Origin of the sequence: Falsiroseomonas sp. HC035 (assembly GCF_050563525.1) — a bacterium.
In the GTDB taxonomy this organism is placed as follows: Bacteria; Pseudomonadota; Alphaproteobacteria; order Acetobacterales; family Acetobacteraceae; genus Falsiroseomonas.
Genome location: NZ_JBNXUN010000007.1, coordinates 23,756 through 49,371 on the forward strand (window position 1 = coordinate 23,756; position 25,616 = coordinate 49,371).

At 71.2% G+C, this 25,616-nt stretch carries 26 protein-coding genes; 19 read left to right on the forward strand and 7 right to left on the reverse strand.

All coding sequences use genetic code 11. From position 1 onward, the window contains the following. Nucleotides 1–32 precede the first annotated feature (32 nt). From ACLF3G_RS16070 to rpsF, 5 genes are all read right to left on the reverse strand, one after another. Nucleotides 33–1,268 carry a class I SAM-dependent methyltransferase gene (locus tag ACLF3G_RS16070; protein ID WP_430670405.1) on the reverse strand — a complete coding sequence of 412 codons (1,236 nt, stop codon included), beginning with the start codon at nucleotides 1,266–1,268 and terminating at the stop codon, nucleotides 33–35. 115 nt (nucleotides 1,269–1,383) lie between these two features. Next, nucleotides 1,384–1,956 (reverse strand): 50S ribosomal protein L9, encoded by a 573-nt coding sequence (gene rplI / locus ACLF3G_RS16075; protein WP_430670406.1) that lies wholly within the window; start codon nucleotides 1,954–1,956, stop codon nucleotides 1,384–1,386. 11 nt (nucleotides 1,957–1,967) lie between these two features. After that, nucleotides 1,968–2,903, reverse strand: a complete 936-nt coding sequence (locus ACLF3G_RS16080; RefSeq protein ID WP_430670407.1) for a hypothetical protein — start codon at nucleotides 2,901–2,903, stop codon at nucleotides 1,968–1,970. A gap of 10 nt (nucleotides 2,904–2,913) precedes the next feature. Beyond that, the gene (rpsR, locus tag ACLF3G_RS16085) at nucleotides 2,914–3,201 is read right to left on the reverse strand and encodes a 30S ribosomal protein S18 (protein WP_430670408.1); all 288 of its coding nucleotides are present in this window, start codon (nucleotides 3,199–3,201) and stop codon (nucleotides 2,914–2,916) included. A 6-nt stretch (nucleotides 3,202–3,207) separates the two neighbouring features. After that, nucleotides 3,208–3,699 carry a 30S ribosomal protein S6 gene (rpsF, locus tag ACLF3G_RS16090; protein ID WP_430670409.1) on the reverse strand — a complete coding sequence of 164 codons (492 nt, stop codon included), beginning with the start codon at nucleotides 3,697–3,699 and terminating at the stop codon, nucleotides 3,208–3,210. Between the two features lie 221 nt (nucleotides 3,700–3,920). On the opposite strand from rpsF, the gene fabD reads away from it, so the two are divergent. The 7 genes from fabD to ACLF3G_RS16125 all read left to right on the forward strand — a co-directional run bounded on the left by fabD (nucleotide 3,921) and on the right by ACLF3G_RS16125 (nucleotide 10,204). Continuing rightward, nucleotides 3,921–4,880 carry an ACP S-malonyltransferase gene (gene fabD, locus ACLF3G_RS16095; RefSeq protein WP_430670410.1) on the forward strand — a complete coding sequence of 320 codons (960 nt, stop codon included), beginning with the start codon at nucleotides 3,921–3,923 and terminating at the stop codon, nucleotides 4,878–4,880. Further along, nucleotides 4,877–5,779, forward strand: coding sequence for a GNAT family N-acetyltransferase (locus ACLF3G_RS16100; protein WP_430670411.1), 903 nt, complete (start codon nucleotides 4,877–4,879; stop codon nucleotides 5,777–5,779). The genes fabD and ACLF3G_RS16100 overlap by 4 nt, the downstream gene beginning before the upstream one ends. Then, complete coding sequence (gene fabG / locus ACLF3G_RS16105; protein WP_430670412.1) at nucleotides 5,779–6,516, forward strand: 3-oxoacyl-[acyl-carrier-protein] reductase; 738 nt, start codon at nucleotides 5,779–5,781, stop codon at nucleotides 6,514–6,516. Before ACLF3G_RS16100 ends, fabG begins: the two co-directional genes overlap by 1 nt. A 216-nt stretch (nucleotides 6,517–6,732) precedes the next feature. Beyond that, nucleotides 6,733–6,972 (forward strand): acyl carrier protein, encoded by a 240-nt coding sequence (locus ACLF3G_RS16110; protein WP_092963667.1) that lies wholly within the window; start codon nucleotides 6,733–6,735, stop codon nucleotides 6,970–6,972. A gap of 37 nt (nucleotides 6,973–7,009) precedes the next feature. Further along, nucleotides 7,010–8,299 (forward strand): beta-ketoacyl-ACP synthase II, encoded by a 1,290-nt coding sequence (fabF, locus tag ACLF3G_RS16115; protein ID WP_430670413.1) that lies wholly within the window; start codon nucleotides 7,010–7,012, stop codon nucleotides 8,297–8,299. A 40-nt stretch (nucleotides 8,300–8,339) separates the two neighbouring features. After that, complete coding sequence (mltG, locus tag ACLF3G_RS16120) at nucleotides 8,340–9,323, forward strand: endolytic transglycosylase MltG (protein ID WP_430670414.1); 984 nt, start codon at nucleotides 8,340–8,342, stop codon at nucleotides 9,321–9,323. Beyond that, nucleotides 9,320–10,204 carry a DMT family transporter gene (locus tag ACLF3G_RS16125; RefSeq protein WP_430670415.1) on the forward strand — a complete coding sequence of 295 codons (885 nt, stop codon included), beginning with the start codon at nucleotides 9,320–9,322 and terminating at the stop codon, nucleotides 10,202–10,204. Before mltG ends, ACLF3G_RS16125 begins: the two co-directional genes overlap by 4 nt. Before the next feature lie 41 nt (nucleotides 10,205–10,245). Here the strand turns inward: ACLF3G_RS16125 and ACLF3G_RS16130 are convergent, their stop codons facing one another. Further along, complete coding sequence (locus ACLF3G_RS16130; RefSeq protein WP_430670416.1) at nucleotides 10,246–11,040, reverse strand: SDR family NAD(P)-dependent oxidoreductase; 795 nt, start codon at nucleotides 11,038–11,040, stop codon at nucleotides 10,246–10,248. Between the two features lie 38 nt (nucleotides 11,041–11,078). Between ACLF3G_RS16130 and ACLF3G_RS16135 the strand changes: the two genes are divergently transcribed. From ACLF3G_RS16135 to ACLF3G_RS16160, 6 genes are all read left to right on the forward strand, one after another. Next, nucleotides 11,079–11,984, forward strand: a complete 906-nt coding sequence (locus ACLF3G_RS16135) for a YicC/YloC family endoribonuclease (RefSeq protein WP_430670417.1) — start codon at nucleotides 11,079–11,081, stop codon at nucleotides 11,982–11,984. Further along, a complete protein-coding gene (gmk, locus tag ACLF3G_RS16140; RefSeq protein WP_430670418.1) occupies nucleotides 11,974–12,615 on the forward strand; it encodes a guanylate kinase in 642 nt (213 codons plus the stop codon). The genes ACLF3G_RS16135 and gmk overlap by 11 nt, the downstream gene beginning before the upstream one ends. 6 nt (nucleotides 12,616–12,621) lie before the next feature. Then, nucleotides 12,622–13,554: an AEC family transporter gene (locus tag ACLF3G_RS16145; protein ID WP_430670419.1), complete on the forward strand. Its 933-nt coding sequence runs from the start codon at nucleotides 12,622–12,624 to the stop codon at nucleotides 13,552–13,554. Then, entirely contained in the window at nucleotides 13,551–14,951 is a 1,401-nt protein-coding gene (locus tag ACLF3G_RS16150) for an amidohydrolase family protein (RefSeq protein WP_430670420.1), read from the forward strand. Before ACLF3G_RS16145 ends, ACLF3G_RS16150 begins: the two co-directional genes overlap by 4 nt. A gap of 47 nt (nucleotides 14,952–14,998) precedes the next feature. Next, nucleotides 14,999–15,988, forward strand: coding sequence for a Bug family tripartite tricarboxylate transporter substrate binding protein (locus ACLF3G_RS16155; RefSeq protein WP_430670421.1), 990 nt, complete (start codon nucleotides 14,999–15,001; stop codon nucleotides 15,986–15,988). A 475-nt stretch (nucleotides 15,989–16,463) separates the two neighbouring features. Beyond that, the gene (locus ACLF3G_RS16160) at nucleotides 16,464–19,070 is read left to right on the forward strand and encodes a nucleoside hydrolase-like domain-containing protein (protein WP_430670422.1); all 2,607 of its coding nucleotides are present in this window, start codon (nucleotides 16,464–16,466) and stop codon (nucleotides 19,068–19,070) included. 51 nt (nucleotides 19,071–19,121) lie between these two features. Here ACLF3G_RS16160 and ACLF3G_RS16165 read toward each other — a convergent pair whose 3' ends face one another. After that, complete coding sequence (locus tag ACLF3G_RS16165) at nucleotides 19,122–20,117, reverse strand: Bug family tripartite tricarboxylate transporter substrate binding protein (RefSeq protein WP_430670423.1); 996 nt, start codon at nucleotides 20,115–20,117, stop codon at nucleotides 19,122–19,124. 148 nt (nucleotides 20,118–20,265) lie between these two features. Between ACLF3G_RS16165 and ACLF3G_RS16170 the strand changes: the two genes are divergently transcribed. From ACLF3G_RS16170 to wecC, 6 genes are all read left to right on the forward strand, one after another. Continuing rightward, on the forward strand, nucleotides 20,266–21,012 hold the full coding sequence (locus tag ACLF3G_RS16170; RefSeq protein ID WP_430670424.1) for a maleate cis-trans isomerase family protein: 747 nt from the start codon (nucleotides 20,266–20,268) through the stop codon (nucleotides 21,010–21,012). Further along, a complete protein-coding gene (locus ACLF3G_RS16175; RefSeq protein WP_430670425.1) occupies nucleotides 21,013–21,450 on the forward strand; it encodes a CoA-binding protein in 438 nt (145 codons plus the stop codon). Nucleotides 21,451–21,558: 108 nt separating this feature from the next. Then, nucleotides 21,559–22,287 carry a DUF2076 domain-containing protein gene (locus ACLF3G_RS16180; RefSeq protein WP_430670426.1) on the forward strand — a complete coding sequence of 243 codons (729 nt, stop codon included), beginning with the start codon at nucleotides 21,559–21,561 and terminating at the stop codon, nucleotides 22,285–22,287. A 76-nt stretch (nucleotides 22,288–22,363) separates the two neighbouring features. Then, nucleotides 22,364–23,233: a LysR substrate-binding domain-containing protein gene (locus tag ACLF3G_RS16185; protein ID WP_430670427.1), complete on the forward strand. Its 870-nt coding sequence runs from the start codon at nucleotides 22,364–22,366 to the stop codon at nucleotides 23,231–23,233. Further along, nucleotides 23,230–24,351: a non-hydrolyzing UDP-N-acetylglucosamine 2-epimerase gene (gene wecB / locus ACLF3G_RS16190; RefSeq protein WP_430670428.1), complete on the forward strand. Its 1,122-nt coding sequence runs from the start codon at nucleotides 23,230–23,232 to the stop codon at nucleotides 24,349–24,351. Before ACLF3G_RS16185 ends, wecB begins: the two co-directional genes overlap by 4 nt. Continuing rightward, entirely contained in the window at nucleotides 24,348–25,613 is a 1,266-nt protein-coding gene (gene wecC / locus ACLF3G_RS16195; protein ID WP_430670429.1) for a UDP-N-acetyl-D-mannosamine dehydrogenase, read from the forward strand. The genes wecB and wecC overlap by 4 nt, the downstream gene beginning before the upstream one ends. Nucleotides 25,614–25,616: the final 3 nt, after the last annotated feature.

Consider the following 25,616-nt stretch of genomic DNA (forward strand, 5'->3'; position numbering starts at 1 on the left):
CTGTGGATGGCTGTGGATAACGGGGGTGGATTTCAGACGGGCAGCAGGGAACGTTCCGCCTCCTGCATGTAGTCGCGGGTCAGCGGCAGGGTTTCAACATTCCGGGTGAGCTGCAATTGCCAGTTGATCAGGCCGCCGTGGCGGAAGGATGCCTCGCTGGCGGCGAGATAGAATTCGAACATGCGGCAGAAGCGCTCGTCATACAGGGATTGGATGGCATCCCGGTTCGCGGCGAAACGGCGCCGCCATTCGCGCAGGGTCAGGGCATAGTGCAGGCGCAGGATCTCGAGGTCCGTGACCCACAAGCCGCTGCGCTCCACAACCGGCAGCACCTCCGACAGGGCCGGGGAGTAGCCACCGGGGAAGATGTATTTCGTCAGCCAGGGGTTGGTGCTGCCCGGCCCGTCGCTGCGGCCGATGGCATGCACCAGGGCGACACCGTCCGGGCGCAGCGCCTGGTGGATCATCCGGAAGAAGCGGCCGTAGTGGGTGATGCCGACGTGTTCGAACATGCCGATGGACACGATGCGGTCCACCGGCCGGGTCCATTCGCGGAAATCCATCAGCTCGAAGCGGCAGGTGTCGGACAGGCCGGCCTCCGCCGCGCGCCGGCGGCATTCCGCCAGTTGCTCCCGCGACAGGGTGATGCCGGTGACATGGGCGCCAAAATCGCGTGCCAGGGTCAGCGCCATCCCGCCCCAGCCGCAGCCGATGTCCAGCACCTCCAGCGGCGGCGCGCCGGGCGGGCGGTCGAGGCGCAGCTTGGCGGCGATGTGCCGCTTCTTGGCGGCCTGGGCTTCCTCCAGCGTCTCCGTCCCGGTGCGGAAATAGCCGCAGGAGTAGTTGCGGTCCCGGTCCAGGAACAGGGCATAGAGGCGACCGTTGAGATCGTAGTGGTGCGCGACGTTGAGCCGGGCTCGCGCCGCCGGGTTCAACTGGTCGATCCGCCGGCGTGACCAGCGCCCGAACTCCAGCGCAGCCTCCACAGGGTGCGTCACCCGGCGGTGCATGTTCCGCATCAGCAGGTCGAGCAGCTCGATCAGCCCACAATCCCGTGGCTCGATCTCTCCGGACATGTAGGATTCGCCGAAGGAGAGGCCGGGGTTGGCGACAAGGCGCCAGGCGGCGCGGCGCGTGCCGATGCGGAAGCCCGCTTCCGGGCCACTATCGTCGCCGTAGCGGCGGATGCGGCCATCCGGATACTCGACGGCCAATCGGCCATGGCGGATGGCGCGGGCGAGCATGGCATCGAGGACGGCATGGAGCATGGCACCCCCCTCTCGGGGCCACGCATGGCATCCAGCCGGGCCCCGGCGGAGCCGATATTGGCAATCCGCCGGGCGAAATCCAGCGGGCGGGCCGAGCGGCCCACCCGCCGGCGGGTCAGTCGCGGTCGGCGGCGGCGCCGAGTTCGGCGAGCTCAGCGGCCAGCTCGGCCTCCAGGCTTTCCTCCTCGGCCTGGTCGGCGGCGCGCAGATCCTCGCCGCGGGCCTGCTTCTCGGCTTCCTCGAGGGAGCGGGCGATGTTGACGCCCACCTCGATCACCACTTCCGGGTGCAGCGCGACGCGCACCTGGGACAGGCCGAGCTGCTTGATCGGCTGCTCCAGCAGGATCTGGCTGCGCTCCAGCGTCAGGCCGGACTCCTTGCACGCGTCGGCGATGTCGCGGCCGGAGACGGAGCCGTACAGGCCGCCACTCTCGCCGGCAGAGCGGATGAGGGTGACGGTCAGGCCGTGCACCCGTTCCGCCACGCGCTCGGCCTCGCCGCGGCGCTTCAGGTTCTGCGCCTCGAGCTGGGCGCGCTCACGCTCGAACCGCGCCAGGTTGTCCTTGTTCGCCCGGATGGCCTTGCCGCCGGGGAGGAGGAAGTTGCGCGCATAGCCGGGCCGGACCTTCACCAGCTCGCCCATCTGGCCGAGCTTCTCGACCCGCTGCATCAGGATGACTTCGATCATGGCTGCACCGTTCAGCTTCGGGGAGGCGCAGCGCGCCGGGCCCGGTTTCCATTGAGAATATCGTAGAAGCCGTAGCCGGCGACGCCGAGCGCCACAGGCACGGAAATCAGCAGCAGCGCCATGTAGGCGCCGCCCAGCACGAATTGACGGCCCCGGAGGGCCTGGGTGGCGCGGTGGAGGCCGGCCAGCCCATGCAGGAAGACCGGCACCAGCAGCACCAGCACCAGCGACAGGGTCACGGCATCGCCGCCTTCCTCCGCCGCCAGCCAGAAGCCGCAGGCGATCGCCGGCAGCAGCGGATACCAGCCGGGCAGCCGCGCCTCGCGCCAGGCCGGCGCGGCCGGGATGACCCCGGTGCGCACCAGCACGGACGCGGCGGCAGCGGCGTTCACCAGCAGGGCCATGGCGACCCAGAAGCCGATGGCGGCTGCCTTCACCCGCACCAGCTCCTCAACCAGCCCGTCGGAGACCGGCAGGCCCATGCGGGCAAGACCAACCTCCGCCGCCTCCCGCATCGCGCCTTCCAGCCCGCCATCGGCATCGGCCAGCAGCACGGCCGCCAGCAGCACGCCGGCCGCCGGGATCAGGCCGAGCAGGGCGAAGGACAGGCCGAGCGACCGGTCCCGCCCCGCCGCCAGCACCAGCAGCGCCACCGGCACGCCGAACAGCGCCAGGTACAGGCCAAGCCCCAGGCTGCTGCCGACCAGCAGCAGCGCCAGCCCGGCGACGCCGAGCGCCGCCAGCAGCGCGAAGCCGCCGAAGCCGATACCCGCCATGAACAGCGGCAGGGAGACCAGCCACAGCGCGAAGGCCCCGCCCGGCAGGCCGCGGAAGGCCCAAAGCGCCAGCGTCGCGGAGATCAGGCCGGCGGCGATGGCCGCGAGCAGGCGCGGGTCGGACGCGATGCGTCCCCCCTGGCCAGTCCCGCGGTCCATCTCGTCGGCCATCACGCGAAGCCTAGTCGTTGATGACGTAGGGCAGCAGCGCCAGGAAGCGGGCGCGCTTGATGGCGTTGGCCAGCTCGCGCTGCTTCTTGGCGGAGACCGCCGTGATGCGGCTCGGCACGATCTTGCCGCGCTCGCTCAGAAAGCGGGACAGCAGGCGCACGTCCTTGTAGTCGATCTTCGGCGCGTTCGGGCCGGAGAAGGGGCAGGACTTGCGGCGGCGGTAGAACGGCCGGCGGGCGCCGACGGCCGGGCGCCGCATCGCCGGGTTGAGGGAGATCTCTTCGTTGCTGTCGGACATGGCTGCTTATTCCTCGCCCATCTGGCCGCCCATCGGGCCGCCGTCCATCTCGTCGCGCGGACGTGCACGGTATTCCTCGCGGTCGTCGCGCTCACGCCCGCCGGTGCGGCCGGAGCCGAAGCGGCCGGCCGGGCGCGGGCCGCGGAAGCCACGGTCCCGCTCGCGGTCGTCGGACCGGCGCGCGAGGATGGCGGAGGGCGCCTCGTCGATCGCGTCGATCCGCAGCGTCAGGCTGCGCAGGACGTCCTCGTTCAGGCCGAGCTGGCGCTCGACCTCGAGCAGCGCGGACGGCGTGGCGTCCAGGCCGAGCAGCATGTAGTGGGCCTTGCGGTTCTTCTTGATGCGGTAGGCGAGGCCACGGAGGCCCCAGTATTCCCGCTTCTTGATCTCGCCGCCGTTGAGTTCGGTGAGCGTCGCCTGCATCTGGTCGGCGATCGCCTCGACCTGTGCCTGCGTGACGTCGTTGCGTGCAATCAGCACGCATTCATACAAGGGCATCCGATTCCCTCCGGCTGTCTCAGCCCCGCGGCCCCGGGCACCATGCCTGGAACGCGCACGAATGGGCATAGCCGGGACCGATGCCTCGGGTCCCGGCAGGGGAGGGCGGCGTAAAGCATGGCGGGGGCGGCGAGTCCAGGATTGGATTTATCCGGGTTGACGGCCCCCCCGCGCCGGCCCTAGGCCGCGCGGACGGTTTGGACAGGGTCAAGTACACAAAAATGGCGCTCGCCTTCACCTTTCCCGGCCAGGGCAGCCAGGCGCCCGGCATGGGGCGCGACCTCGCCGCCGCCTTCCCGGCCGCCCGCGAAGTGTTCCAGGAGGTCGACGAAACCCTGAAGCAGAAGCTGTCCAAGCTGATGTTCGAGGGGCCGCCGGAAGACCTGACCCTGACCGCCAACGCCCAGCCGGCGCTGATGGCGATGTCCCTCGCGGTGCTGCGGGTGCTGGAGACGGAGGGCGGCTTCGACCTGAAAGCCCGCGTCGCCCTGGTCGCCGGCCATTCGCTCGGCGAGTATTCGGCACTGGCCGCCGCCGGCAGCCTGTCGCTTGCCACCGCCGCCCGGCTGCTGCGGCTGCGCGGCGATGCCATGCAGCAGGCGGTGCCGGCCGGCGAGGGCGCCATGGCGGCGCTGCTCGGCGCCGAGCTCGAACAGGCCCGCGCGATCTGCGCCGAGGCCGCGCTGGACCCGCTGACCGAGGCGCGGCAGGTGGTCGAGATCGCCAACGACAATGGCGGCGGCCAGATCGTGATCTCGGGCCACGCCGCCGCGGTGGACCGCGCCATCGAGGGCGCCAAGGCGGCCGGCGTGAAGCGCGCCATGAAGCTGCCGGTCTCCGCCCCCTTCCACTGCGCGCTGATGGCGCCCGCCGCAGATGCCATGGCCGAGGCGCTGGCCGGGGCCGACCTGCGCGCGCCGCTGGTACCGCTGGTCGCCAATGTCTCGGCTGCCAAGGCCACTGACCCCACCATGATCCGCGACCTGCTGGTGCGCCAGGTGACCGGCACGGTTCGCTGGCGCGAATGCATCCTGGCCATGGGTGCCATGGGCTGCGACCAGTTCGTCGAGATCGGCGCCGGCCGGGTGCTGACCGGACTGATGAAGCGCCTGGCTCCGGAGGCGAAGGCCAGTGCCATCGGCGGGCCGGCGGAGATCGAAGCCTTTCTCCGGTCGCTGTGACGGCGATTTGGTATGACCTGACCTCGCAGCCGAGCGAGGCCGAGGAAGCCGCGGCGCGGGAGGCGCTGCGCGCCTTCAACACCGACTCCGGCTTCCCGCATGATGGCCGCAAGCTGGCGGTGCTGCTGCGGGACGGGTCGGCGCAGGTGATCGGCGGGCTGGTCGGCCGCACCGCGTGGTCCTGGCTGTATGTGGAGAACCTCGCCGTTCCGCCGGCGCTCCGCGGCGCCGGATGGGGCAGCCGGCTGCTGGCGGCGGCGGAAGCCGAGGCACTGCGGCGCGGCTGCATCGGCGTGCGGCTGGACACCTACACCTTCCAGGCGCGCGGCTTCTACGAGCGGCAGGGTTTTCGCCTGGTTGGGCAGATCGACGATTGCCCCCCAGGCCAGACCCGATTCAGCATGGCGAAGCGCCTGGATACCGCGCTCTCCGCGGCCGAGCCCTGGCCCGATGCCGCCGCGCCGCGCGTCACCATCACCGAATCCGCGGCGGAGGCCGATCCGGCGATCCCGGTGCTGCTCGCCGGCCTCTCCGCCCATGCCGAGCCGCAGGCCGGGCCCGGCAACCCCGCGAGCCTCACCCTGGTGGTCCGCCGGCCCGGCGAGGCGGCGGCGCTCGGCGGGCTTAATGCGCGCATCTTCTATGGCTGGATGTATGTGAACCTGCTGCACCTGCCCGAGGACCTGCGTGGCCAGGGGCTTGGGCGGGTGCTGATGCGGCGCGCGGAGGCGGTGGCCCGCGCGCGCGGCTGCACCGGCATCTGGCTGGATACCTTCAGTTTCCAGGCCCGGCCGTTCTACGAATCGCTCGGCTTCCGGCTGTTCGCGACGCTGGAGGACTATCCGCCCGGCCACAGCCGGCACTACCTGATGAAGCGCCTGACGGACGGAGACGCCTGATGTTCGACTTGACCGGCAAGGTGGCCCTCGTCACCGGCGCCACCGGCGGCATCGGCGCCGCCATCGCCACCGCACTGCATGCCCAGGGTGCCAAGGTCGCCATCACCGGGCGGCGGGAGGCGGAGCTGGCCTCGCTGGCCGCGTTGCTGGGAGACCGGGTGCATGTGGCGCCCGCCGATCTCGCCGACCCCGCCGCGCCGGCGGCGCTGGTGGAGGCGGTGGAGGCCGCGCTCGGGCCGCTCGACATCCTGGTGAACAATGCCGGGATGACGCGGGACATGCTGGCGCTGCGCATGGGCGATGCCGACTGGAACGCGGTGATCGAGGTGGACCTGACGGCCCCGTTCCGCCTGGCCCGCGCCGCGCTGCGGGGGATGATGAAGCGCCGGTCCGGGCGGATCGTGTCCATCGCCAGCATCGTCGGCGTCACCGGCAATGCCGGCCAGGCCAACTATGCCGCCGCCAAGGCCGGGCTCATCGGGATGAGCAAGTCGCTCGCCCAGGAAGTTGCGACCCGTGGTGTCACGGTGAACGTGGTGGCGCCGGGCTTCGTGAAGACGGCGATGACGGATGCACTGCCGGAGGCCGCCCGCACCGCCCTGCTGACGAAGATCCCGACCCAGCGGATGGGGGCGCCAGAGGATGTGGCGGCCGCCGTCGCCTACCTGGCCAGTGCCGAGGCGGGGTGGGTCACCGGCCAGACCATCCATGTGAATGGCGGCATGGCGATGATCTGAAGGCTCGTCGCGAAACCCGGAGGAATGATTTGTCACCCCATTGCGCCGAAAAAGCAGGCAAGCCATCCGCCGGCCCGCTTGCGTCGCAGGGGCGCCTAGGCCAAGTGACGCTTCCATGTTAAGCCGCGCCGCCCCCGGAACCCATGGTCGACCCATGGACTGGACCCCGGCGGCGAGATGCGCGGCACGGCACCGACCAGCAGGAGACATCGCGGGATGAGCGACACCGCCGACAAGGTGAAGAAGATCGTTGTGGAACACCTCGGCGTCGAGGAGTCGAAGGTGACCACCGAGGCGTCGTTCATCGACGATCTAGGCGCGGACAGCCTCGACACCGTCGAGCTGGTCATGGCCTTCGAGGAGGCTTTCGGGGTCGAGATCCCGGACGACGCCGCCGAGAAGATCACGACCGTGAAGGACGCGATCGACTACATCGAGAAGCAGAAGTCCGCCTGACTTCAATGGCTGGCGTAGGCAGGTAGGGGAAGCAGCGGTGTTCGGTCATCTCGTTGCGCCGCGGCGCGTTGTCGTCACGGGCATGGGTATCGCCTGCCCCCTCGGCCTCGGGGTCGAGAATGTCTGGAAGCGCATGCTGGCCGGCGAAAGCGGGCTGGCGGCGATCCAGAACTTCGACGTCAGCGCCCTGACGGCCAAGATCGCCGGCCAGATTCCGGTCGGCACCAAGGCCGAGGGCAAGCTCGACATCAACGAGTGGATCCCGACCAAGGACCAGAAGAAGATGGACCGCTTCATCCAGCTCGCGCTGGTGGCGGCCACCGAGGCGGTCGAGGACAGCGGCTGGATGCCCGGCGAGGATGCCGAGGAGGACCGCTGCCGTACCGGCGTGATGATCGGCTCCGGCATCGGCGGCCTGCCGACGATCTACGAAGCGTCGACGCTGATCGCCCAGGGCAAGACTCGGCGCATCTCGCCCTTCTTCATCCCCTCCGCGCTGATCAACCTGGCCTCCGGCCATGTCTCCATCAAATACGGCTTCAAGGGCCCGAACCACGCGGTGGTCACGGCCTGCGCCACCGGCGTGCATGCGCTGGGCGACGCGGCGCGGCTGATCGCGCTGAACGACGCCGACGTGATGGTGGCAGGCGGCGCCGAGGCCGCGGTGGCGGAAATCGGCATGGCCGGCTTCTGCGCCTCCCGCGCCCTGTCCACCGGCTTCAACGACAACCCGACCAAGGGCAGCCGCCCCTGGGACCGCGACCGCGACGGCTTCGTCATGGGCGAGGGTGCCGGCGTGGTGGTGCTCGAGGAACTGGAGCACGCCAAGGCGCGCGGCGCCAAGATCTACGCCGAGGTGATCGGCTACGGCATGTCCGGCGACGCCTACCACATCACCTCCCCCACCGAGGATGGCGACGGCGCCTATCGCGCCATGCGGGCCGCGCTGAAAAGCGCCAACATCGCACCGACCGACATCCAGTACGTCAACGCGCACGGCACCTCGACGCCGATGGGCGACGATTTGGAATTGCAGGCGGTGGAGCGGCTGTGGGCGGAGGATGCCAAGGGCCTCGCCATGTCCTCGACCAAATCGGCCATCGGCCACCTGCTCGGCGCGGCCGGCGCGGTGGAGGGCATCTTCTCCATCCTGGCGATCCGGGACGGGGTGGCGCCGCCGACGCTGAACCTGGACAATCCATCGCGCGAAAGCGTGATCGATCGGGTGGCGCATGAGGCGCAGCCGCGTCCCATCGACACGGTGCTGTCCAACAGCTTCGGCTTCGGCGGCACCAATGCCAGCATCATCTTCCGGAAGGCGGCCTGAGGTCGTCGGGTGTGATGCCGGGTAGCGGCATGATTTATCCATGCGCCGGCTGATCGCCCTTCTTCTGTTCGTCCTGCTTCTCGGCGCCGGGGCCGGTGGTGCCTGGTGGTACGCCCTGCGCGAATGGCAGGCGCCGGGGCCGCTGGCGGCGCCGGCGCAGGTGGTGGTGCCGCGCGGCGGCACCGCGGCGATCGCCGATGCGCTGGCGGAACGCGGCATCATCGACCAGCCCATGGCCTTCCTCGCCGCCACCTGGCTGACCCGTGGAGAGGGCCCGATCCGCGCCGCCGAGTTCCAGTTCCCTGCCCGCGCCAGCCTGCGCCAGGTGCTGGAAGTGCTGCGCGAGGGCCGCCCGGTGCAGCGCCGCCTGACCATCCCGGAAGGCCTGACCGCTCGCCAGATCGCCACCCTGCTGGAACAGGCCGAGGGCCTGGTGGGCGAGATTCCGCCGGTGGCGGAGGGCGAGATCCTGCCCGAGACCTATGCCTACCAATGGGGCGACAGTCGCGCCGCCGTGGTGCGCCGCGCGAAGCAGGCGATGGATCGCGCCTTGGCCGAAATCTGGGCCGAACGCGCGGAGAACCTGCCGCTGGAGACGGCGCGGGAGGCGCTGATCCTGGCCTCCATCGTCGAGCGCGAGACCGGCCGCGGGGAGGAACGCGCGCAGGTCGCCGGCGTCTTCGTCAACCGGCTGCGACGCGGCATGATGCTGCAGTCGGACCCGACCACCGCCTATGCCGTGGCCGATGGCGGCGTGCTGGACCGGCCGCTGACCCGCGCCGACCTGGAACGCGACCACCCCTTCAACACCTACCGCATCCGCGGCCTGCCGCCGGCGCCGATCGCCAGCCCGGGACGCGACAGCCTGCGCGCCGTGGCCCGGCCGGCAGCGCATGACTACCTGTACTTCGTCGCCGACGGCACCGGCGGGCACGACTTCTCCCGCACGCTGGAGGAGCACAACCGCGCCGTCGCCCGCTGGCGGCAGATCGAAAGGTCCCGCGCTCCGGCGCCGACCCGATGAACCCAGGTCCGATGCTGACGGGGCCGGCGCTGTGGTGGCGGCTGCTGGTGATCGGCGGGCTGTGGGGCTGTTCCTTCCCGCTGCTGCGGCTGGTGGCGGCGGAGATGTCGCCCTTCGCGCTGGCCGCGGTGCGGGGCGGCTTCGCGGCGCTGGCCGTTGTCGCCTTCCTGGCGGCGTCCGGCCAGTTGCGCGGGGGGTATCGGCGCTACCTGATCCCGGCCCTGGTGCTCGGCACCTGCAATGGCTGGATTCCGAACCTACTGACCGCTTTCGCCCTCGGCCACATCGAGGCGGCGCCGGCGGCGCTGATCCATGCCAGCACGCCCTTGCTGGTGGCGCTGATCGCGGTGCCGGTGCTGCGGGACGAATTGCCGGGCTGGCGCGGCGTGGCAGGGCTGTTCCTCGGCTTCTGCGGCATCGCGGTGATCATCGGGCCGGATGCACTGGCCGGCGGCGCCTCGCTCACGGGTGGCGTGCTGATCCTGGTGTCCTGCGTGTCCTACGCCACCGGCACCGTCTATGCCCGCAAGGCACGGATCGGCGCGGCGCCACAGATCGTGCTGGGGCAGCAGGTGGTGGCGGGGCTGGTCGCCGGGATGCTGTCCATGCCCTTCGGCGGCGCCGAATCCTACGTGCAGCCGGGCTGGGTCTATGGCGTGCTGGCGGTGCTGGGCATCGCCACCTCCGCGCTGCCGCTGACCATGTTCCTGCGGCTGGTGGCCCGCGCGCGGGTCACCGACGCCGCCATGGTCGGCTACATCCAGCCGCCCTTCGCCGCCGGGATGGGTGCGCTTCTGCTGGGCGAATGGCCCTCCGTGTTGGTGTTGGCCGGCGGCGCGGTGGTGCTGGCGGGGGTGTGGCTAGGGACCTCCCGGCGGTAGCAGGGCACAGAGGCCCTCATCGCTACACGGGGGAGAGGGCTTCACACGCTTTGTGGCTTCGCCGGGAACAGCGTCATCAGCCTGTTGCGCAGCCCCGGCGGCAGGGCGCCTACCAGCCGCGACATGGCATAGAGCCGGAGCGGGAAGGCGATGCGGAGGTGGCCGGTGGCCAGGCCCTTCAGCGTCCGCGCCGCCGCCTGCTCCGGCGTCATCAGCAGCGGCATGGGAAAGGTGTTTACCGCCGTCATCGGGGTGCGGACATAGCCCGGGCAGATCGCGTGCAGGCGGATGCCGCGCCGGCGCTCGGTGGCGTCCAGCGCCTCCGCCCAGCGCTGCACCGCCGCCTTGCTGGCGCAATAGGCCGGCGCGTTGGGCGCGGCGACGAAGGCTGCCAGCGACGCCACCACCGCCACCCGTCCGCGCAACCCATCCGCCCCCAGCGCCTGCCCCGCCATTTTCTCGAGCGCCGGCAACGCCGTGTTCAGCACGCCGCCAAGGTTCGTTGCGAAAATTCGTGAAACCTGCGCCGCCGGTTCGCCATCGCCGCCGGTGCCGCCCGAGATCCCGGCATTGGCGATCACCAGGTCCAGCCGCCCGGCCGCCGCCACCCAATCCGCCATCGCCGTCGCATCCGTCACGTCCAGCACCTTGGCCTGCACCGTGGCGCCGCGCGCCGCGCAGGCGGCTTCGGTCGCCGCCAGCCGGGCCGGGTCGCGGCCGGACAGGTGAAGGGTCACGCCCGGCGCCGCGCAGGCTTCCGCCAGCGCCCGGCCGAGGCCGGAACTGGCGCCGGTGATCAGCACGCCCTGCCAGGGATGCCAGGGGTGATCTTGCATGCCTTGCCCTTCCTCACGGACCGGAGGACAAGGCCCGCATGAGCATCCTCGCCTCGATGACCGGTTTCGCCCGCGACAGCGGGACGCTGCCGGACGGGTCCTCCTTCGTCTGGGAGCTTCGCAGCGTCAACGGGCGCGGGCTCGACCTACGCCTGCGGCTGCCGCCGGGACTGGATGCGCTCGAGGCCGGGCTGCGGGAGGCGGTGGGCCAGCGCGTCAAGCGCGGCAACATCTCCGCCACCCTGACCCTGAAGCGGGAGGACCGGGCGCCACGGCTGACGCCGGACCCGGTGGCGCTCGAATCAGCCATCGCCCTGGTGCTGGCGGTTTCCGCCCGCCTGCCCGGCGCGCCGGTGCCGAGCGCGGAGGCGGTGCTGTCCCTGCCCGGCGTGCTGCGGGCCGAGGAACAGGTGCCGGACGAGGCCGCCGAGGCCGCCCGACGCGCCGCCCTGGCCACGTCCTTCGCCGTGGCGCTGGATGGACTGGTCGCGTCCCGCGCCCGCGAGGGCGGGCAACTCGCGAAAATCCTGGACACGCTGCTGGAGGAGATCGCGACGCTGCGCGACGCCGCCGCGGTGGAGGCGCGCGACCAGCCGGTGGCGCAGCGTGCCCGCCTGCTGGAAAATCTGGCGAACCTGCTCGGCGAGGGCGACGCCCGCGCCCGGGTGCCGGAGGAACGCCTGGCGCAGGAGGTGGCGATGCTGGCGCAGCGCTCCGACGTGCGGGAGGAGTTGGACCGGCTCGGCGCCCATGTCACGGAGGCGCGGACCCTGCTGGCCTCCGGCAAAGCGATCGGGCGCAAGCTCGAATTCCTGACGCAGGAATTCGTGCGGGAGGCCAACACGCTGTGCAGCAAATCCGCCAGCATCCCGCTGACCCGGGTGGGGCTGGAGCTGAAGGCGGCGATCGAGCGGCTGCGGGAACAGGCGGCGAATGTCGAATAACCCCCACCACGCGCCCCGGCGCGGCGTCTGCCTGGTGCTGGCCTCGGCGCCCGGCGTCGGCAAGACCAGCGTCTCCCGCGCCTTGCTGGAGATGGAGCCGGAGCTGTCGCTGTCCGTCAGCGCCACCACCCGCGCGCCGCGGCCCGGGGAACTGGAGGGGGTGCATTACTTCTTCCGTACCCAGGACCAGTTCGACGCCATGGTGGCGCAGGATGACTTCCTGGAGTTCGCGAAGTTCATCGGCCGGTCCTACGGCACGCCCCGCGCCGCGGTCGAACAGGCGCTGGCCGAGGGCCGCGACGTGCTGTTCGACATCGAGTGGCAGGGCCACCTGCAACTGCGCGAAAGGCTGCCCGGCGATGTCGTCGGCGTCTGCCTGCTGCCGCCTTCCATGGCCGAACTGGAACGCCGGCTGCGCGGCCGGGCCCAGGACAGCGAGGCGGAGATCGCCCGCCGCCTGGTCGCGGCGCGGGACGAGATCGCCCACTGGGCGGATTTCGACCATGTTCTGGTGAACCGCGACTTCGACCGTACGGTGGCGGAGGTGCGCGCCATCCTGCACGCTGCCCGCAACACCCGCGCAAGGCAGCCCTGGCTGCCGGAGTTCATCGCCGGGCTGATGCGGGGGTAGCGCCTCATGGGCGGCGTGGTGGAGGTGGTGATCCCGGTCTTCGCCATGATCGCGCTCGGCTACGGCGCGGCGAAGCGGAAACTGGTGTCGGAGGAAGGCTTTCGCGGCCTGACCATGTTCGTCTTCGGCCTGGCCGCGCCCGCGCTGCTGTTCGCCGGCGGCACGCGGCCGCATGAGGGTGGCGGTGGGGCGGCGGTCGCGATCCTCAGCGCCTCCATCCTGGTGTTCGCGCTGTCGCTGCTGGGCGCGCGGCGGGTGTTCCGGCTGAACCTGGCGGAGGCGGCGCTGTTCGCGCTGGCCTGCGTGTTCGGCAATTCGGTGATGATGGGCGTGCCGATCATCTTCGCGGCCTACGGGCCGCCAGGGGTGCCGCCGATGCTCGGCATCCTGGCCCTGCAGACCATGATCCTGCTCGGCATGGCGACCATCGTGACGGAGGTCGGGCTGCATGCGAACGCGCCCTGGCGCCGCGTGCTGAGTGCCAGCCTGACCGGCATCCTGAAGAACCCGGTGGTGCTCTCCGTGATCGCGGCCTTCATCTGGATGCTGTTCGGGCTGCCGGTGCCGGGGGTGGTGCGGCGGACGCTGGAACTGGTGGGCGCGGCGGCGCCGGGCGTGGCGCTGTTCTGCCTCGGCGGCGGGCTGGCCGGGATCTCGGCGGCGGCGGCGTGGAAGGAAACCACCGCCATCGTCGGCGTGAAGCTGCTGGCGCTGCCGGCGCTGACCTGGGGCCTGGCGCTGCTGGTCGGCGCGACGCCGATCGAGACCGCGGTCGCCGTCACCATGGCGGCGCTGCCGACCGGGGCGAATGCCTTCATCCTGGCCCGGCGCTACGCCACGGGTACCGACCGGTCAGGCGCCGCGGTGGTGGTCTCCACCGCTATCTCCGTCCTCACTCTGTCCGCTCTGATCGGGCATTTCCGGGGGATTCTGCCGTGACTCTCGTCATTCAGCCGGGCTGGGTCTGGGACGCCGATCACGGCCTCCGCACCGGCCATTCCGTCATCGTGCGGGATGGGGTGGTGGCGGATGTCGTGCCCAATGGGCCGGGTCAGGCGCCGACGCTGGATGCGGAGCGCATCGTCGCCCCCGACGCGCTGCTGCTGCCGGGCTTCATCAACCTGCACAACCACGCCCTGTCCGCGCCGCTGTTCCGCGGGCTGGCGGACGACATCGCGCCGGGCGACCTGCCGGGCCACATCGTCTATTCGCTACTGATGCCACTCGGCGACGTGGCGGCGCAGGTGATGACGGAGGAGGAAATCGGCGACGCCGCCGAGATGGCGCTGCTGGAGGGCCTGCGCAGCGGCACCACGGCGTTGCTCGACGTGTACCGCGTGGCGCAGTGGCCCTTCATCGAACGCGCGAAGCGGCTCGGCCTGCGGTCCTGGTCCTGCCCCTACCTGTTCTCCGCGCCGGTCGGCATGACACCCGATGGCAAGCCGACCTACAGCCCCACCGCCGATACCGGCTTCGAGGCGATCCTGCGGCTGTTCGAGCGCTTCGACGAAGGCCCGCGCGGCGTCACCCGGGTCGGCTTCGGGCCACATGGGCCGGATAGCTGCACGCCCGAATTGCTGCGCGCCATCGACTCCAAGGCGCGGGAGCTGGAGACCATCATCTCGATCCACGCGGCGCAGAACCTGATCGAGATCGAGAAGGTGCGCGCCGCGCACGGCCGCGGCTCCATCGACCACATCCGGGAGATGGGCCTGCTGCGGCCGGGCGTGGTGCTGGCACATGGCATGTTCGCCACCGACGAGGAGTTTTCGACCATCGCCGCCTCCGGCGCGGCGCTGGCCTCCTGCCCGCTGGCCTTCGCCCGGTCGGGCCGCTTCGTGCCACTGGCGCGGATGGAGGCGGCCGGCCTGCGGCTGGGCATCGGCACGGATGGCGTGACCCTCGACATGCTGCACGAGTTGAGGACGGCGTCGGCGTTTGCAAAAACCCAATCGGGCACGCCACACGGGCTGGCGGCGGCGCTCATCCTGCGGGCGGCGACGCGGGATGCGGCGCTGGCGCTGGGGCGGGACGACCTTGGATTGGTGGCGAAGGGCGCGCGGGCGGACCTGATCATGTTCGACCTCGGCTCCTCCCGCTACCAGCCGGTCTGGGACCCGCTGAAGTCGCTGATCACCAATGGCAGCGCGGCCGACCTCAGCCTCGCCATGGTGGAGGGCCACGTGCTGCTGCGGGACGGCCGGGTCCTGACTGCCGATGCCGCCGCCGTCACCCGCCGCGGCCGCACCGCCATCGAGCGGGTGTGGCGGGAAGCCGCGCGGCGCGGCGCGATTCCGGGGTCCATCGCGGCGCGGGCGGCGTTCCCGTTGCACTGAGGCACCATCCCTTCCTATCGTCGCGCAACGAACGGGAGACTTCACCGATGGCCAACCTCACCGCCGGCCGGCGCGCCGTGCTGCTGGGCGCGCTTGCCGCGCCTTCCCTGGCGTATGGCCAGACCCGCCGGCCCCTGCGGCTGGTGGTCCCCTTCCCGCCCGGCGGCGGCGTCGACAGCCTGGGCCGGCTGCTGGCCGAGCGGTTGGCACCGCTGCTGGAAGGCCAGCAGGTGCTGGTGGAGAACCGCAGCGGTGGCGGCGGGCTGATCGGCGCCGATGCGGTGGCCAAGGGGCCGGCCGATGGCACCATCCTCGGCATCATCGGCGCCGCGACGCTGTGCGCGGCGCCCTTCATCCAGCCCACCATGCCCTTCGACGTGACCAAGGATTTCCGGGCGATCAGCCAGATTTCCGACAGCGCCGTGGTGCTCGCGGTCAGCGGCAAGCTCGCGCAGGAGCGCGGCTGGACGGACATGGCGGCGCTGCTGGCCTGGGTGCGGGCCAATCCAGGCGGCGTCCGGGTCGGCAATGCGGGCGTCGGCACGGTGACGCACCTGGCGCTGTCCGCCATCAACAGCGCCGCCGGGGTGGAGTTGACGCCGGTGCCCTATCGCGGCGGTGCGCAGCAGGCGGTGGACCTGCTGGCCGGCACGCTGGAGGGTTCGGTCGACCTGCCGGCGGCGCTGCTGCCGCATATCCAGTCCGGCGCAGTCAAGGCGATGGGCGTCACCTCCGGCACCAGGCTCGGCCTGATGCCGCAGGTGCCGGCGCTGGCCGAGACACCGGGCCTCGCCGGCATCGACATCCGGTCCTGGAACGTCATCCTGGCGCCGGCCGCGACGCCGGAGGCCGAGGTGCAGCGGCTGTTCACGGCGATCCGCCGGGTCGGCCAGGACCCGTCCTTCGGCCAGGCGCTGCGGCCCTTCGGCTATGATGCGGTGGTCAGCGAGAGCCCGGCGGCGATGACGGCGAAGATCGCCGCCGAGACGCCGGTCTGGCGCCGCCTGGTCGAGGTTTCCGGCGCCGCGCGCCAGTAGCACCTGCCTCATCGTTGAACTCGCCAAGGCTGGTCCCGCAAGGGGCCGGCCCGCGACGCGTTCGAGTGAAAGATGAGATACTTTTCATGCAAGCCACACAAGCTCCGGCCAGCAACATCAACCCAGGTTCTGATTAATCCACGTCCGCACACTGAAGTCATTCCGATGTCAGAAATCGTAATGCTTATATCTCTCTTCGACATGATCAGAATAAGGCATCATCAAGGCACGTTGTTATAGCTTTGCAACGTAGATCTGATGCGAAGATGCCAGAAAAAATCGCGGGACTATTGAATAGGTACTTGCCGGACCTGAAAGCTTCAACGATGGTGCGGCCGTCACCGTCTGGTGAGCCAGTCACGTCCCATCGGGATGGACTGCACGACCACCGCTTTCTGGTTGTGTCCTTGGACGGCCCGGCATGACCCGGCCGTACGCTGCAAGGAGCTCGCCCTGTTCAGGAAAGAGCCGCTTGATGAGCAATCCGCGCGTCTTCGTGACCACCGATATTGGTGGCTTCGACAAAGATGACGACCAGTCCATGGTCCATCTGCTGATCTACGCCGACAAGCTGGACATCGTCGGCCTCGGCTCCGCCGCCCCCGGCCCCGGACGCGCCGCCGACATCCACCAGGTCATCGATGTCTACGCCAAGGACTTCGCGAACCTCAGCACCCATTCCGCCGACTATCCGACACCGGATGCGCTGCGCGCCGTGGTGCATCAGGGCGCGACCAGCATGGCCCCCGCCGGCGGCATCGCCAGCCCCACCGACGCCTCCAAGGCCATCATCGCCGCGGCCCGCGCCGGCAGCGCCTCGGACCCGCTGTATGTGCTGACCTGGGGCGCTGTCGGCGACGTGGCGCAGGCGCTGCACGACGCGCCGGACATCGCCAACAAGATCCGCCTGATCTCGATCGGCCGGGACCAGCAGGACCCGAATGCCGGCCAGTACCTGATGGACAACTGGAAGGGGAAGGTCTGGTGGATCGACAACCAGGACAGCTTCCGCGGCCTGTTCGTGCCGGAGAATGGCTCCAACACCCCGATCGCCGGCTGGCCCGAAGCCAACCTGTCCGGCCACGGCGCGCTGGGCGACTACTTCGTGGCGCAAAGCCGCGACCTGTACGGTGACCGTGACGGCGCCAGCAGCGTCAACGGCCTGAAGATGGGCGATGCGCCGACCACGCTGTACCTGATCGACGGCGCCAACAACAACGACCCGACCGCCGACAGCTGGGGCGGCGACTTCGTGCAGCAGGGCCCGAACTACTGGACCGACAACCCCGCCCCCTCCCTCGCCATGGGCCCCTATGCCGGCGCGCGCACGGTCGCGGAGGACCGGCAGGCCTTCCTGTCCGACTTCGTCGCGCGGATGGACCGCGCCCAGGCCCCGGCCAACGGCCCGGCGCCGACCCCCAGCCAGCCCTCGCAGCCCGAGCCCGCCCGTCCCGAGCCCTCGGAGCCCGCGCCGCCGTCCACCGGCGCGACCATCGGCCTCGGCACGACGGAGCTGGACCGGCTGGCCCTGTCCGGCTTCTCCGTGGAACAGCACGGCAAGCCCTCCGGCGGCGCCTGGCTGGCCACCCGCGGCGAAGGCACCGCCACCGGCACCTTCGCCGGCGCCGATGGCACCTATGCCGTCAGCGTCAGCTACCTGGACGAATTCGACGGGCAGTCGCCCATGTCGATCTCGGTGAACGGGCAGGTGGTGAAGTCCTGGGTCGCCTCGGTCGATGACGAGCAGATCAAGTCCCAGTCGGTGAACGTCGCGCTGAAGTCGGGCGACAGCATCAGCGTCGCCGGCACCTCCGACTGGGGCGAGTATGTCCGCTTCGACACCATCACCGTCAGCGCCACCGGCAATGCGCCGGCGCCGACCCCCAGCCAGCCCTCGCAGCCCGAGCCCGCCCGTCCCGAGCCCTCGGAGCCCGCGCCGCCGTCCACCGGCGCGACCATCGGCCTCGGCACGACGGAGCTGGACCGGCTGGCCCTGTCCGGCTTCTCCGTGGAACAGCACGGCAAGCCCTCCGGCGGCGCCTGGCTGGCCACCCGCGGCGAAGGCACCGCCACCGGCACCTTCGCCGGCGCCGATGGCACCTATGCCGTCAGCGTCAGCTACCTCGACGAATTCGACGGGCAGTCGCCCATGTCGATCTCGGTGAACGGGCAGGTGGTGAAGTCCTGGGTCGCCTCGGTCGATGACGAGCAGATCAAGTCCCAGTCGGTGAACGTCGCGCTGAAGTCGGGCGACAGCATCAGCGTCGCCGGCACCTCCGACGGCGGCGAATATGTCCGCATGGACACCATCAAGATTGGTGCCGCCGGCAGCGCGCCGGAGCCCTCTCCCACCCCGGCACCCACGCCGACCCCCACGCCACCGCCGGTGGCAGAGGCGCCGCTGGCACGCGCCGACTACGACCTGTTCGCCTTCGCCGGCCAGTCCAACGCGGCCGGGCATTTCTACACGCGGCCCGGCGACCCGACCGGCGGGCCGCTCGGCAACGACGTGTTCGAGGCGGCACTCTCCAAGGCGATGGGTGGCGGCCCGGTCACGGCCGTCAACGTCGCGGTGTCCGGCAGCGGGTCCAACCAGTATGCTGATGCCAACCTGTATTGGTGGGACATCAACGGGGACCGTCCCTCCAAGCTGCTGGTCGACGCGGTGGCGAAGCTGAAGGCGGCCGAGAGCGGCGGCCGACAGCTGGATGGCCTGATCTGGGCGCAGGGCGAGGATGATGCGCGCCAGGCCCATGGCTCGCAGAAGGCCGCCGTGGTGAATCGGATGGTGGAGTCGACGGAAAGCGTCTTCGCCTACATCCGGGACCAGCTGGACGACCCGGACCTGCCGATCTTCATCCAGCAACTCGGCAACTTCCCGAACGACACCCCGGCGGACCGCTACGAGGCGATCCGTGGTGGCCACGCCCAGATCATCGCCGAGGATCCCTACACCTACATGGGCGCCACGACGACCGACCTGAACCAGCACCACCCGGACAACGTGCACTACAGCAACGCCGAATACGGCGTCATCGCCAACCGCCTGGCGGACGGCGTGTCGGACGTGCTGATCGGCTGAGGGGTCCGCCCCCAGCCAGTCCTCTCCCCCCTGAAGCGGGGGGAGAGGCGCTCAATCGACCGAGGCGCCCACCGCCTCGATGACCACGCGCCACTTGGCGCTTTCCTCCGCCATGAACTTCGTGAACTCGGCGCGGCCCATCGGGCGCGGGATGGCACCGCTGGCCGAGAGCCGCTCGGCCAGCGACGCGTCGCGCACGATGCCCTGCAATTCCTCGTCCAGCCGCGCCAGGATCGGCTCCGGCACCCCGGCCGGGGTGCACAGGCCGAACCAGCCGGTGGAGGTGATGTCGACACCCTGCTGCTGCATCGTCGGCAGGTCGGGGAAGGCGGCGACGCGGCCGGTGCCGCTGACCGCGATCGGGCGCATCCGCCCGGCCTGCGCCATCTGCGTGACGGCGGAGATGGATTGGAACAGCATGTCGAGGCGGCCCTCCATCAGGTCGGAGTTCATCTGGCCGCTGTTGGTGTAGGGCAGGTGCTGCAGCGGCACGCCGGTGATGACCTGGAACTGCGACCCCGCCAGGTGCTGCGAGGACCCGGCGCCAACCGAGCCGAAGTTGATCGGCCGGTTCTGCGCCCGCGCCCAGGTGATGAATTCCTGCAGCGTGCGCGCCGGCACCGTAGGCGGGATCACCACGATGTTCGGCACCAGCGCGATCAGCCCGACCGCGGCGAAATCCTTTTCCGGGTCGAAGGGCATGTTGCGGTACAGCCACTTGTTCGCGGCATTGGCGGCGATGGTGGCCAAGCCCACCGTGTAGCCATCCGGCGCCGCGCGGGCGACCTGGGTCATGCCGATGTTGGTGCCGGCGCCTGGCCGGTTGTCCACCACCACTGGCTGGCCGAGCCGGCCCTGCAGCCGGTCCGCGATGAAGCGGGAGATGACATCCCCGGCGCCGCCGGCCGGGCCGGGGTTCACCCAGCGGATCGGCCGGTTCGGCCAGTCGCCCGTCCCGGTCCCCGTTTGCGCGGAGGCGCCAATGGGCAACGCCGCGGCGGCCAGGCCGAACAGCGCGGTGCGGCGCGGCAGGATGGGAAGGGACATGGCCTGAGGTCTCCGGAAGGTTGGTGAAGGAGACGTTGCGGCGGGGCTTCGCGCAAGATGCAATCGGCCGGATTGCACCGGCCCGGGTCTGGCGCCTGCCGCGCGCTGTGGCAGGCTGCCTGCAATCCAACGGATGGGCGGGTGCAGGATGGGCGACGTATTGGGCTGGCGCTGCAAGTTCGGCGTGATGGGTCCCTCCACCAACACGGTGGTGCAGCCGGATTTCGACATGATGCGGCCGGCCGGCGTCACCAACCACTACAGCCGGATCTTCACGCCGAACGCCGATGCGGTCTCCAACGAGACGTTTCGGGCCGGCGCCGAGCTTATCGGCCGCAACACGCTGGATGCGGTCCGGTCCGTGATGACCTGCAAGCCGGACCACCTGGTGATGGGCATGTCGGCGGTGACGTTCTTCGACGGCGCCAAGGGCGCCGACCGCTTCGTGCGGGAGGTGGAGGACCTGTCCGGCCTGAAGATCAGCGTCGGCAGCCACGCCTGCACGGCCGCGCTGAACGCGCATGGCGGGGTGAAGCGCCTGGCGGTGATGTCGCCCTACTGGCCGGCGATGAACACCGAGGTGGCGCGGTATTTCGGCGACATGGGCTTCTCCGTGGTGCGGGACACGGCGTTCCAATGCCCGTCCTGGACCGCGATTGCGGAAACCACGCCGGCGCGCTGCGTTCAGGGCATCAAGGAGATCGACGGCGACGACGTCGACGCCATCGTCCAGGTCGGCACCAACCTGTCCATGGTGAAGCTGGCGGCGATGGCGGAGATGTGGCTCGGCAAGCCGGTGATCGCCATCAACACGGCGACCTACTGGCACGCGCTGCGGGCGCGTGGGATCACGGACAAGGTGGCGGGATGCGGCAGCCTGCTGGAGAGATTCTGAATGACCGACGAGGACGCCACAATCCGGGACCTGCTGCTGCGCACCCGGCGCATCGCCGTGGTCGGCGCCTCGGACCGCCCCGACCGGCCGAGCCACGGCGTCTTCGGCTTCCTGCTGGCCCGCGGCTACGACGCGGTGCCGGTGAACCCGGTGCGCGCCGGGCGCACCGTGCAGGGCCAGCCGGTGCTGGCAGGCCTCGCCGAGGCGGCGCCGCTCGACATGGTGGACGTGTTCCGCCGCAGCAGCGAGGCCGGTGCGGTGGTGGACGAGGCGGTGCGGCTGGGCGCGAAATCCGTCTGGCTCCAGCTTGGCGTGGTGGATGAAGACGCGGCGGCGCGGGCGCGGGCTGCGGGGGTCACGGTGGTGATGGACCGCTGCCCGGTGATCGAGTGGCGCCGGCTCGGCCTGCCGCCTAGAATAGGGCAACAGGCGCCATGATTGCGCCGCTTGAAAACGCCTAGGCTGCGGGCCAGCTAGGGCGACGGATGACAGGCTGGTAATGAAGATCGGCCGTGACATTGCCCGTATGAGAGGAACCGAGGGACCATGACCGACGAGGAACGCCGGATCATCACCGGCTATGTGGAGCGGGTGAGCGGCGCTGCAGGTGCGGCCCCGCCGCGCCCGGCCTCGCCGTGGGGCGCCATGGGCGGCGGCCAGCAGCAGGCGCAGGCGCCGCTGCCGCCGGTGGACCCGGAAGCCGACCGGCTGATCGGGGACCTGTTCTCCCGCTACCCGGAAGCCCGCTACCGCATCACCCAGACCGCCTTCGTGCAGGAGCATGCGGTGGTGGAGATGCAGAACCGGATCCAGCAGCTGGAGTGGGAGCTGGAGCAGGCGCAGAGCCAGGCGCAGCAGGCCCAGCAGCAGCCGGCGCAGCGCGGCGGCCTGTTCGGCGGCATGTTCGGCGGTGGCCAGCAGCAGCCGCAGCGCCCGATGATGCGCACCCGGCCGCAGCCGCAGCCGCAGTACCCGCCGGGCTACAACCCGCAGGCGCTGCAGCAGGGCCAGAGCGGCGGCTTCATGCGCACCGCGATGATGACGGCGGTGGGCGTCGCCGGCGGCATGATGCTCGGCAATGCGCTGATGGGCGCGCTCGGCGGCGGGGCCGCCGCGGCCGCGACACCGACCGCGGACGCTGCCGGCGGATTCGGGGAGGAGGCGGTGCCGACCTCCTCGCCGTGGACCGAGCCGGGGGCGCAGGACGGCGCGCAGAGCTACCAGGACGATGCCTCCGCCTATGACGATGGCGGCGGATACGACGAGGACATCTGAATGCCGGACCCCGGGCTGAGGCGCTATTCAACCCGGGGTTGCTAGTTGAACGCCGATTAATCATCATCGGGGGACCATGCGGATCCCCGACCTCGACCTGGACCTGCTGCGCTGCTTCGTGATGGTCGCCGAACAGGGCGGCTTCACGACAGCCGGCCTGTCGCTCGGGCTGACGCAATCCGCCGTCAGCCTGAAGGTGAAGCGGCTGGAGGAGCTGGTGCGGCGGCCGGTGTTCCGGCGCACCAGCCGCAAGGTCGAGTTGACCGCGGAAGGCGAGACGCTACTCGCCTACGCCCGCCGCATGCTGGCACTGAACGACGAGGCGGTGCGGCGGATGGTGGCGCCGCCCGTCGCCGGCCGCCTGCGGCTCGGCGTCGCCGACCACTTCGTGCCGCGCAGCCTGGCGCATATCCTGGCCCGCTTCGCCCGCACCTACCCCGAGGCACGGCTGGAGGTGGAGGTCGGCCGCAGCCACGAACTCCGCACCAAGCAGGCCGCCGGCGGACTGGACCTGGTGCTCGGCAAGCGGCGCGATGGCGAGACGGCGGGCGTGCGGATCTGGACCGAGCCGGTGGTCTGGGCGGCCTCCCCCGATTGGGTGGCGCCGGAAGGCCGCCCGCTGCCGCTGGCGCTGCTGCCGGAGGGCTGCATGTTTCGCGAACGCGCGCTGCGCGCCCTGGCCCGCGCCGGCCTTCCCTTCGAGGCCGTATTCACCTGCGACAGCCTGCTGGGCCTCGCCGCCGCCGCGCAGGCCGGCTTCGCGCTGACCGTGCTTGGCCGCAGCGGTTTCCCGGACGGGCTGCGGGAGGTGGCGGGGCTGCCGGAGCTCGGCGTGGTGGAGATGGCGGTGTTCGGCGATGCCGAGGGCCGCAGCCAGGTGGTGGCGCCGCTGGTCGGCTTCATCCGTGAAACCCTGGGGCGCGAGACCCTCGGAAGAACCGCGTGAGCGACCGCCCCTGCCGCGTCCTGGTTGTGTTCGGCACGCGGCCGGAGGCCATCAAGATGATGCCGGTGCTGGCAGCGCTGCGGGCGCGGCCCGGCGTGGCGGCACTGGCCTGCGCCACCGGCCAGCACGGCACGCTGGTGGCCGATGTGCTGGCGGAATTCGACGAACGGGCCGACATTGATCTCGGCGCCATGCCGGCCGGCATCGGCCTGCCGCTGCTGACCGGCTACCTGCTGACCGCGCTCGCCGCGGCCATCGCCGCCGCCGCGCCGGACCTGGTGCTGGTGCAGGGCGATACGCTCAGCGCCTTCGCCGCGGCGCTGGCGGCGCACCAGGCGCAGGTGCCGGTGGGCCATGTCGAGGCCGGGCTGCGCTCCGGCGACCTGGCGAACCCATGGCCGGAGGAGTTCCACCGCGTCGCCATCGATGCGCTGGCTGCGTTGCGCTTCGCGCCGACCGCGGCGGCGGCAGCCAACCTCGCCGCGGAATACGGCAGCGGACGGGTGCTGGTCACCGGCAATACCGGCATCGACGCGCTGTTCCGCGCCCGCCGCACCGGCGTGGTGCCCATCGCGGTGCCGCAGGGTCGCCGGCTGCTGCTGGTGACGGTGCATCGGCGGGAGAACTGGGGCGCGCCGCTGGCCCGGGTCGCAGAGGCCGTGGCGACGCTGGCGCGGCGCGGGGATGTCGAGGTCGCCTGGCCGCTGCACCCGAACCCCCAGGTGCGGGGGCCGGTGAAGGCGCGGCTCGGGGGCCTGCCGGGCATCCATCTGCTCGGGCCCCTGCCCTTCTGCGACAACGTCGCGCTGATGCGCGCGGCGCATCTGGTGCTGACCGACAGCGGCGGGATGCAGGAGGAAGCGCCGGCGCTCGGCCGCCCCGTGCTGGTGCTGCGGGAGGTGACCGAGCGGCCGGAGGTGGTGGAGGCCGGCGCGGCGCTGCTGGTGGGTACCGCGACCGGCAGCATCCTGGCCGCTGCCGGCCGCCTGCTGGACGACCCGGCGCTGTATGCCACCATGGCCCGGCCGGTGTTTCCCTATGGCGACGGCCAGGCGGCCCGGCGGATCGCGGAGGCGGTGGGGGCCTGGTGGACGGCGACATGCCCGGTGCCGGCTTGAGCGATGCCCGCTTGAGGGATGTCTGCGTCATGGGCCTCGGCTATGTCGGCCTGCCGGCGGCGGCGATGCTGGCCGGCCGCGGGCACCGGGTGGTGGGCTGCGACACCGACCCGCGCGTGGTCGCCGCCGTCGCCGCCGGCCAGGCGCATTTCCGTGAACCGGACCTCGACATGCTGCTGGCCGCAGCGCTGAACACCGGGCGGCTGCGGGCGCAGGGCATGCCGGCGCCGGCGGACGTCTTCGTCATAGCGGTGCCAACGCCGTTGGGGCCCAGCAACCGGCCGGACCTGTCGCGCGTCAGCATGGCAATTGCCGCCATCGCGCCGCTGCTGAGGCCAGGCGACCTGGTGTTGCTGGAATCGACCTGTCCGGTCGGCACGACGGAGGCGCTGGCCGCCCAGATTGCCGCCAGTCGGCCGGACCTGGTGCTGCCCCGGCGCGGCGCCCCGGCGCCGGCGGGCTGCGTCCACCTGGCGCATTGCCCGGAACGGGTGCTGCCCGGGTCCATGCTGCGGGAACTGGTGGCGAATGACCGCATCATCGGCGGCCTGACGCCGGGCTGCGCCGAACGCGCGCGCGCTGTCTATGCCAGCTTCGTCACCGGGCGCTGCTGGCTGACCGACAGCCGCACCGCGGAGCTGGCGAAGCTGGCCGAGAACGCGTTCCGGGACGTGAATATCGCCTTCGCCAATGAATTGGCCTCGGTCTGCCAGGCGCTGGAGGTGGACCCCTGGGCCGCGATCGCGCTGGCGAACCGGCACCCGCGTGTCACGATCCTGCAACCCGGAGCCGGCGTCGGCGGGCATTGCATCGCGGTGGACCCCTGGTTCCTGGCCGATGCGGCGCCCGGGCGCACCGCACTGATCCAGACCGCCCGGGCGGTGAACGACGCACGGCCGGGACAGGTGGCGGCGCAGGTGCGGGCGCTGGCGGAAGGCCTTGTCGACCCGGTCGTGGCCTGCCTCGGCCTGACCTACAAGGCGGATGTCGAGGATCTGCGCGGCAGCCCGGCGCTGGCGATCGCGGACGAATTGTCTCGCGACAGGACGATGCGCCTGCTGTGCTGCGACCCGCTGCTGGCCGCGCTGCCGCCGCCGCTGGCTGGACGTGCCAATGTGGCACTGGCCGGGGTGGAAGCGGCGCTGGCGCGGGCCGATATCCTGGCGATCCTGGTGCCGCACCGCGCCTTCCGGGAGATCGACCCGGCGCGGTTGCGCCAGCGGCCAGTGCTGGATGCGGTGGGGCTGCTGGCGCCGCGCTGACGC

What these genes read in the sequence shown, in the direction of transcription:
- ACLF3G_RS16160 (WP_430670422.1), top strand. Translation starts at nt 16,464, where the DNA reads ATGAGCAATCCGCGCGTCTTCGTGACCACCGATATTGGTGGCTTCGAC.
- ACLF3G_RS16110 (WP_092963667.1), top strand. Translation starts at nt 6,733, where the DNA reads ATGAGCGACACCGCCGACAAGGTGAAGAAGATCGTTGTGGAACACCTC.
- ACLF3G_RS16175 (WP_430670425.1), top strand. Translation starts at nt 21,013, where the DNA reads ATGACCGACGAGGACGCCACAATCCGGGACCTGCTGCTGCGCACCCGG.
- ACLF3G_RS16185 (WP_430670427.1), top strand. Translation starts at nt 22,364, where the DNA reads ATGCGGATCCCCGACCTCGACCTGGACCTGCTGCGCTGCTTCGTGATG.
- gmk (WP_430670418.1), top strand. Translation starts at nt 11,974, where the DNA reads ATGTCGAATAACCCCCACCACGCGCCCCGGCGCGGCGTCTGCCTGGTG.
- ACLF3G_RS16070 (WP_430670405.1), bottom strand. Translation starts at nt 1,268, where the DNA reads ATGCTCCATGCCGTCCTCGATGCCATGCTCGCCCGCGCCATCCGCCAT.
- ACLF3G_RS16130 (WP_430670416.1), bottom strand. Translation starts at nt 11,040, where the DNA reads ATGCAAGATCACCCCTGGCATCCCTGGCAGGGCGTGCTGATCACCGGC.
- ACLF3G_RS16135 (WP_430670417.1), top strand. Translation starts at nt 11,079, where the DNA reads ATGAGCATCCTCGCCTCGATGACCGGTTTCGCCCGCGACAGCGGGACG.
- ACLF3G_RS16125 (WP_430670415.1), top strand. Translation starts at nt 9,320, where the DNA reads ATGAACCCAGGTCCGATGCTGACGGGGCCGGCGCTGTGGTGGCGGCTG.
- ACLF3G_RS16180 (WP_430670426.1), top strand. Translation starts at nt 21,559, where the DNA reads ATGACCGACGAGGAACGCCGGATCATCACCGGCTATGTGGAGCGGGTG.
- rpsR (WP_430670408.1), bottom strand. Translation starts at nt 3,201, where the DNA reads ATGTCCGACAGCAACGAAGAGATCTCCCTCAACCCGGCGATGCGGCGC.
- ACLF3G_RS16165 (WP_430670423.1), bottom strand. Translation starts at nt 20,117, where the DNA reads ATGTCCCTTCCCATCCTGCCGCGCCGCACCGCGCTGTTCGGCCTGGCC.
- mltG (WP_430670414.1), top strand. Translation starts at nt 8,340, where the DNA reads ATGCGCCGGCTGATCGCCCTTCTTCTGTTCGTCCTGCTTCTCGGCGCC.
- ACLF3G_RS16145 (WP_430670419.1), top strand. Translation starts at nt 12,622, where the DNA reads ATGGGCGGCGTGGTGGAGGTGGTGATCCCGGTCTTCGCCATGATCGCG.
- fabD (WP_430670410.1), top strand. Translation starts at nt 3,921, where the DNA reads ATGGCGCTCGCCTTCACCTTTCCCGGCCAGGGCAGCCAGGCGCCCGGC.
- ACLF3G_RS16170 (WP_430670424.1), top strand. Translation starts at nt 20,266, where the DNA reads ATGGGCGACGTATTGGGCTGGCGCTGCAAGTTCGGCGTGATGGGTCCC.
- fabG (WP_430670412.1), top strand. Translation starts at nt 5,779, where the DNA reads ATGTTCGACTTGACCGGCAAGGTGGCCCTCGTCACCGGCGCCACCGGC.
- ACLF3G_RS16080 (WP_430670407.1), bottom strand. Translation starts at nt 2,903, where the DNA reads ATGGCCGACGAGATGGACCGCGGGACTGGCCAGGGGGGACGCATCGCG.
- ACLF3G_RS16155 (WP_430670421.1), top strand. Translation starts at nt 14,999, where the DNA reads ATGGCCAACCTCACCGCCGGCCGGCGCGCCGTGCTGCTGGGCGCGCTT.
- rplI (WP_430670406.1), bottom strand. Translation starts at nt 1,956, where the DNA reads ATGATCGAAGTCATCCTGATGCAGCGGGTCGAGAAGCTCGGCCAGATG.
- rpsF (WP_430670409.1), bottom strand. Translation starts at nt 3,699, where the DNA reads ATGCCCTTGTATGAATGCGTGCTGATTGCACGCAACGACGTCACGCAG.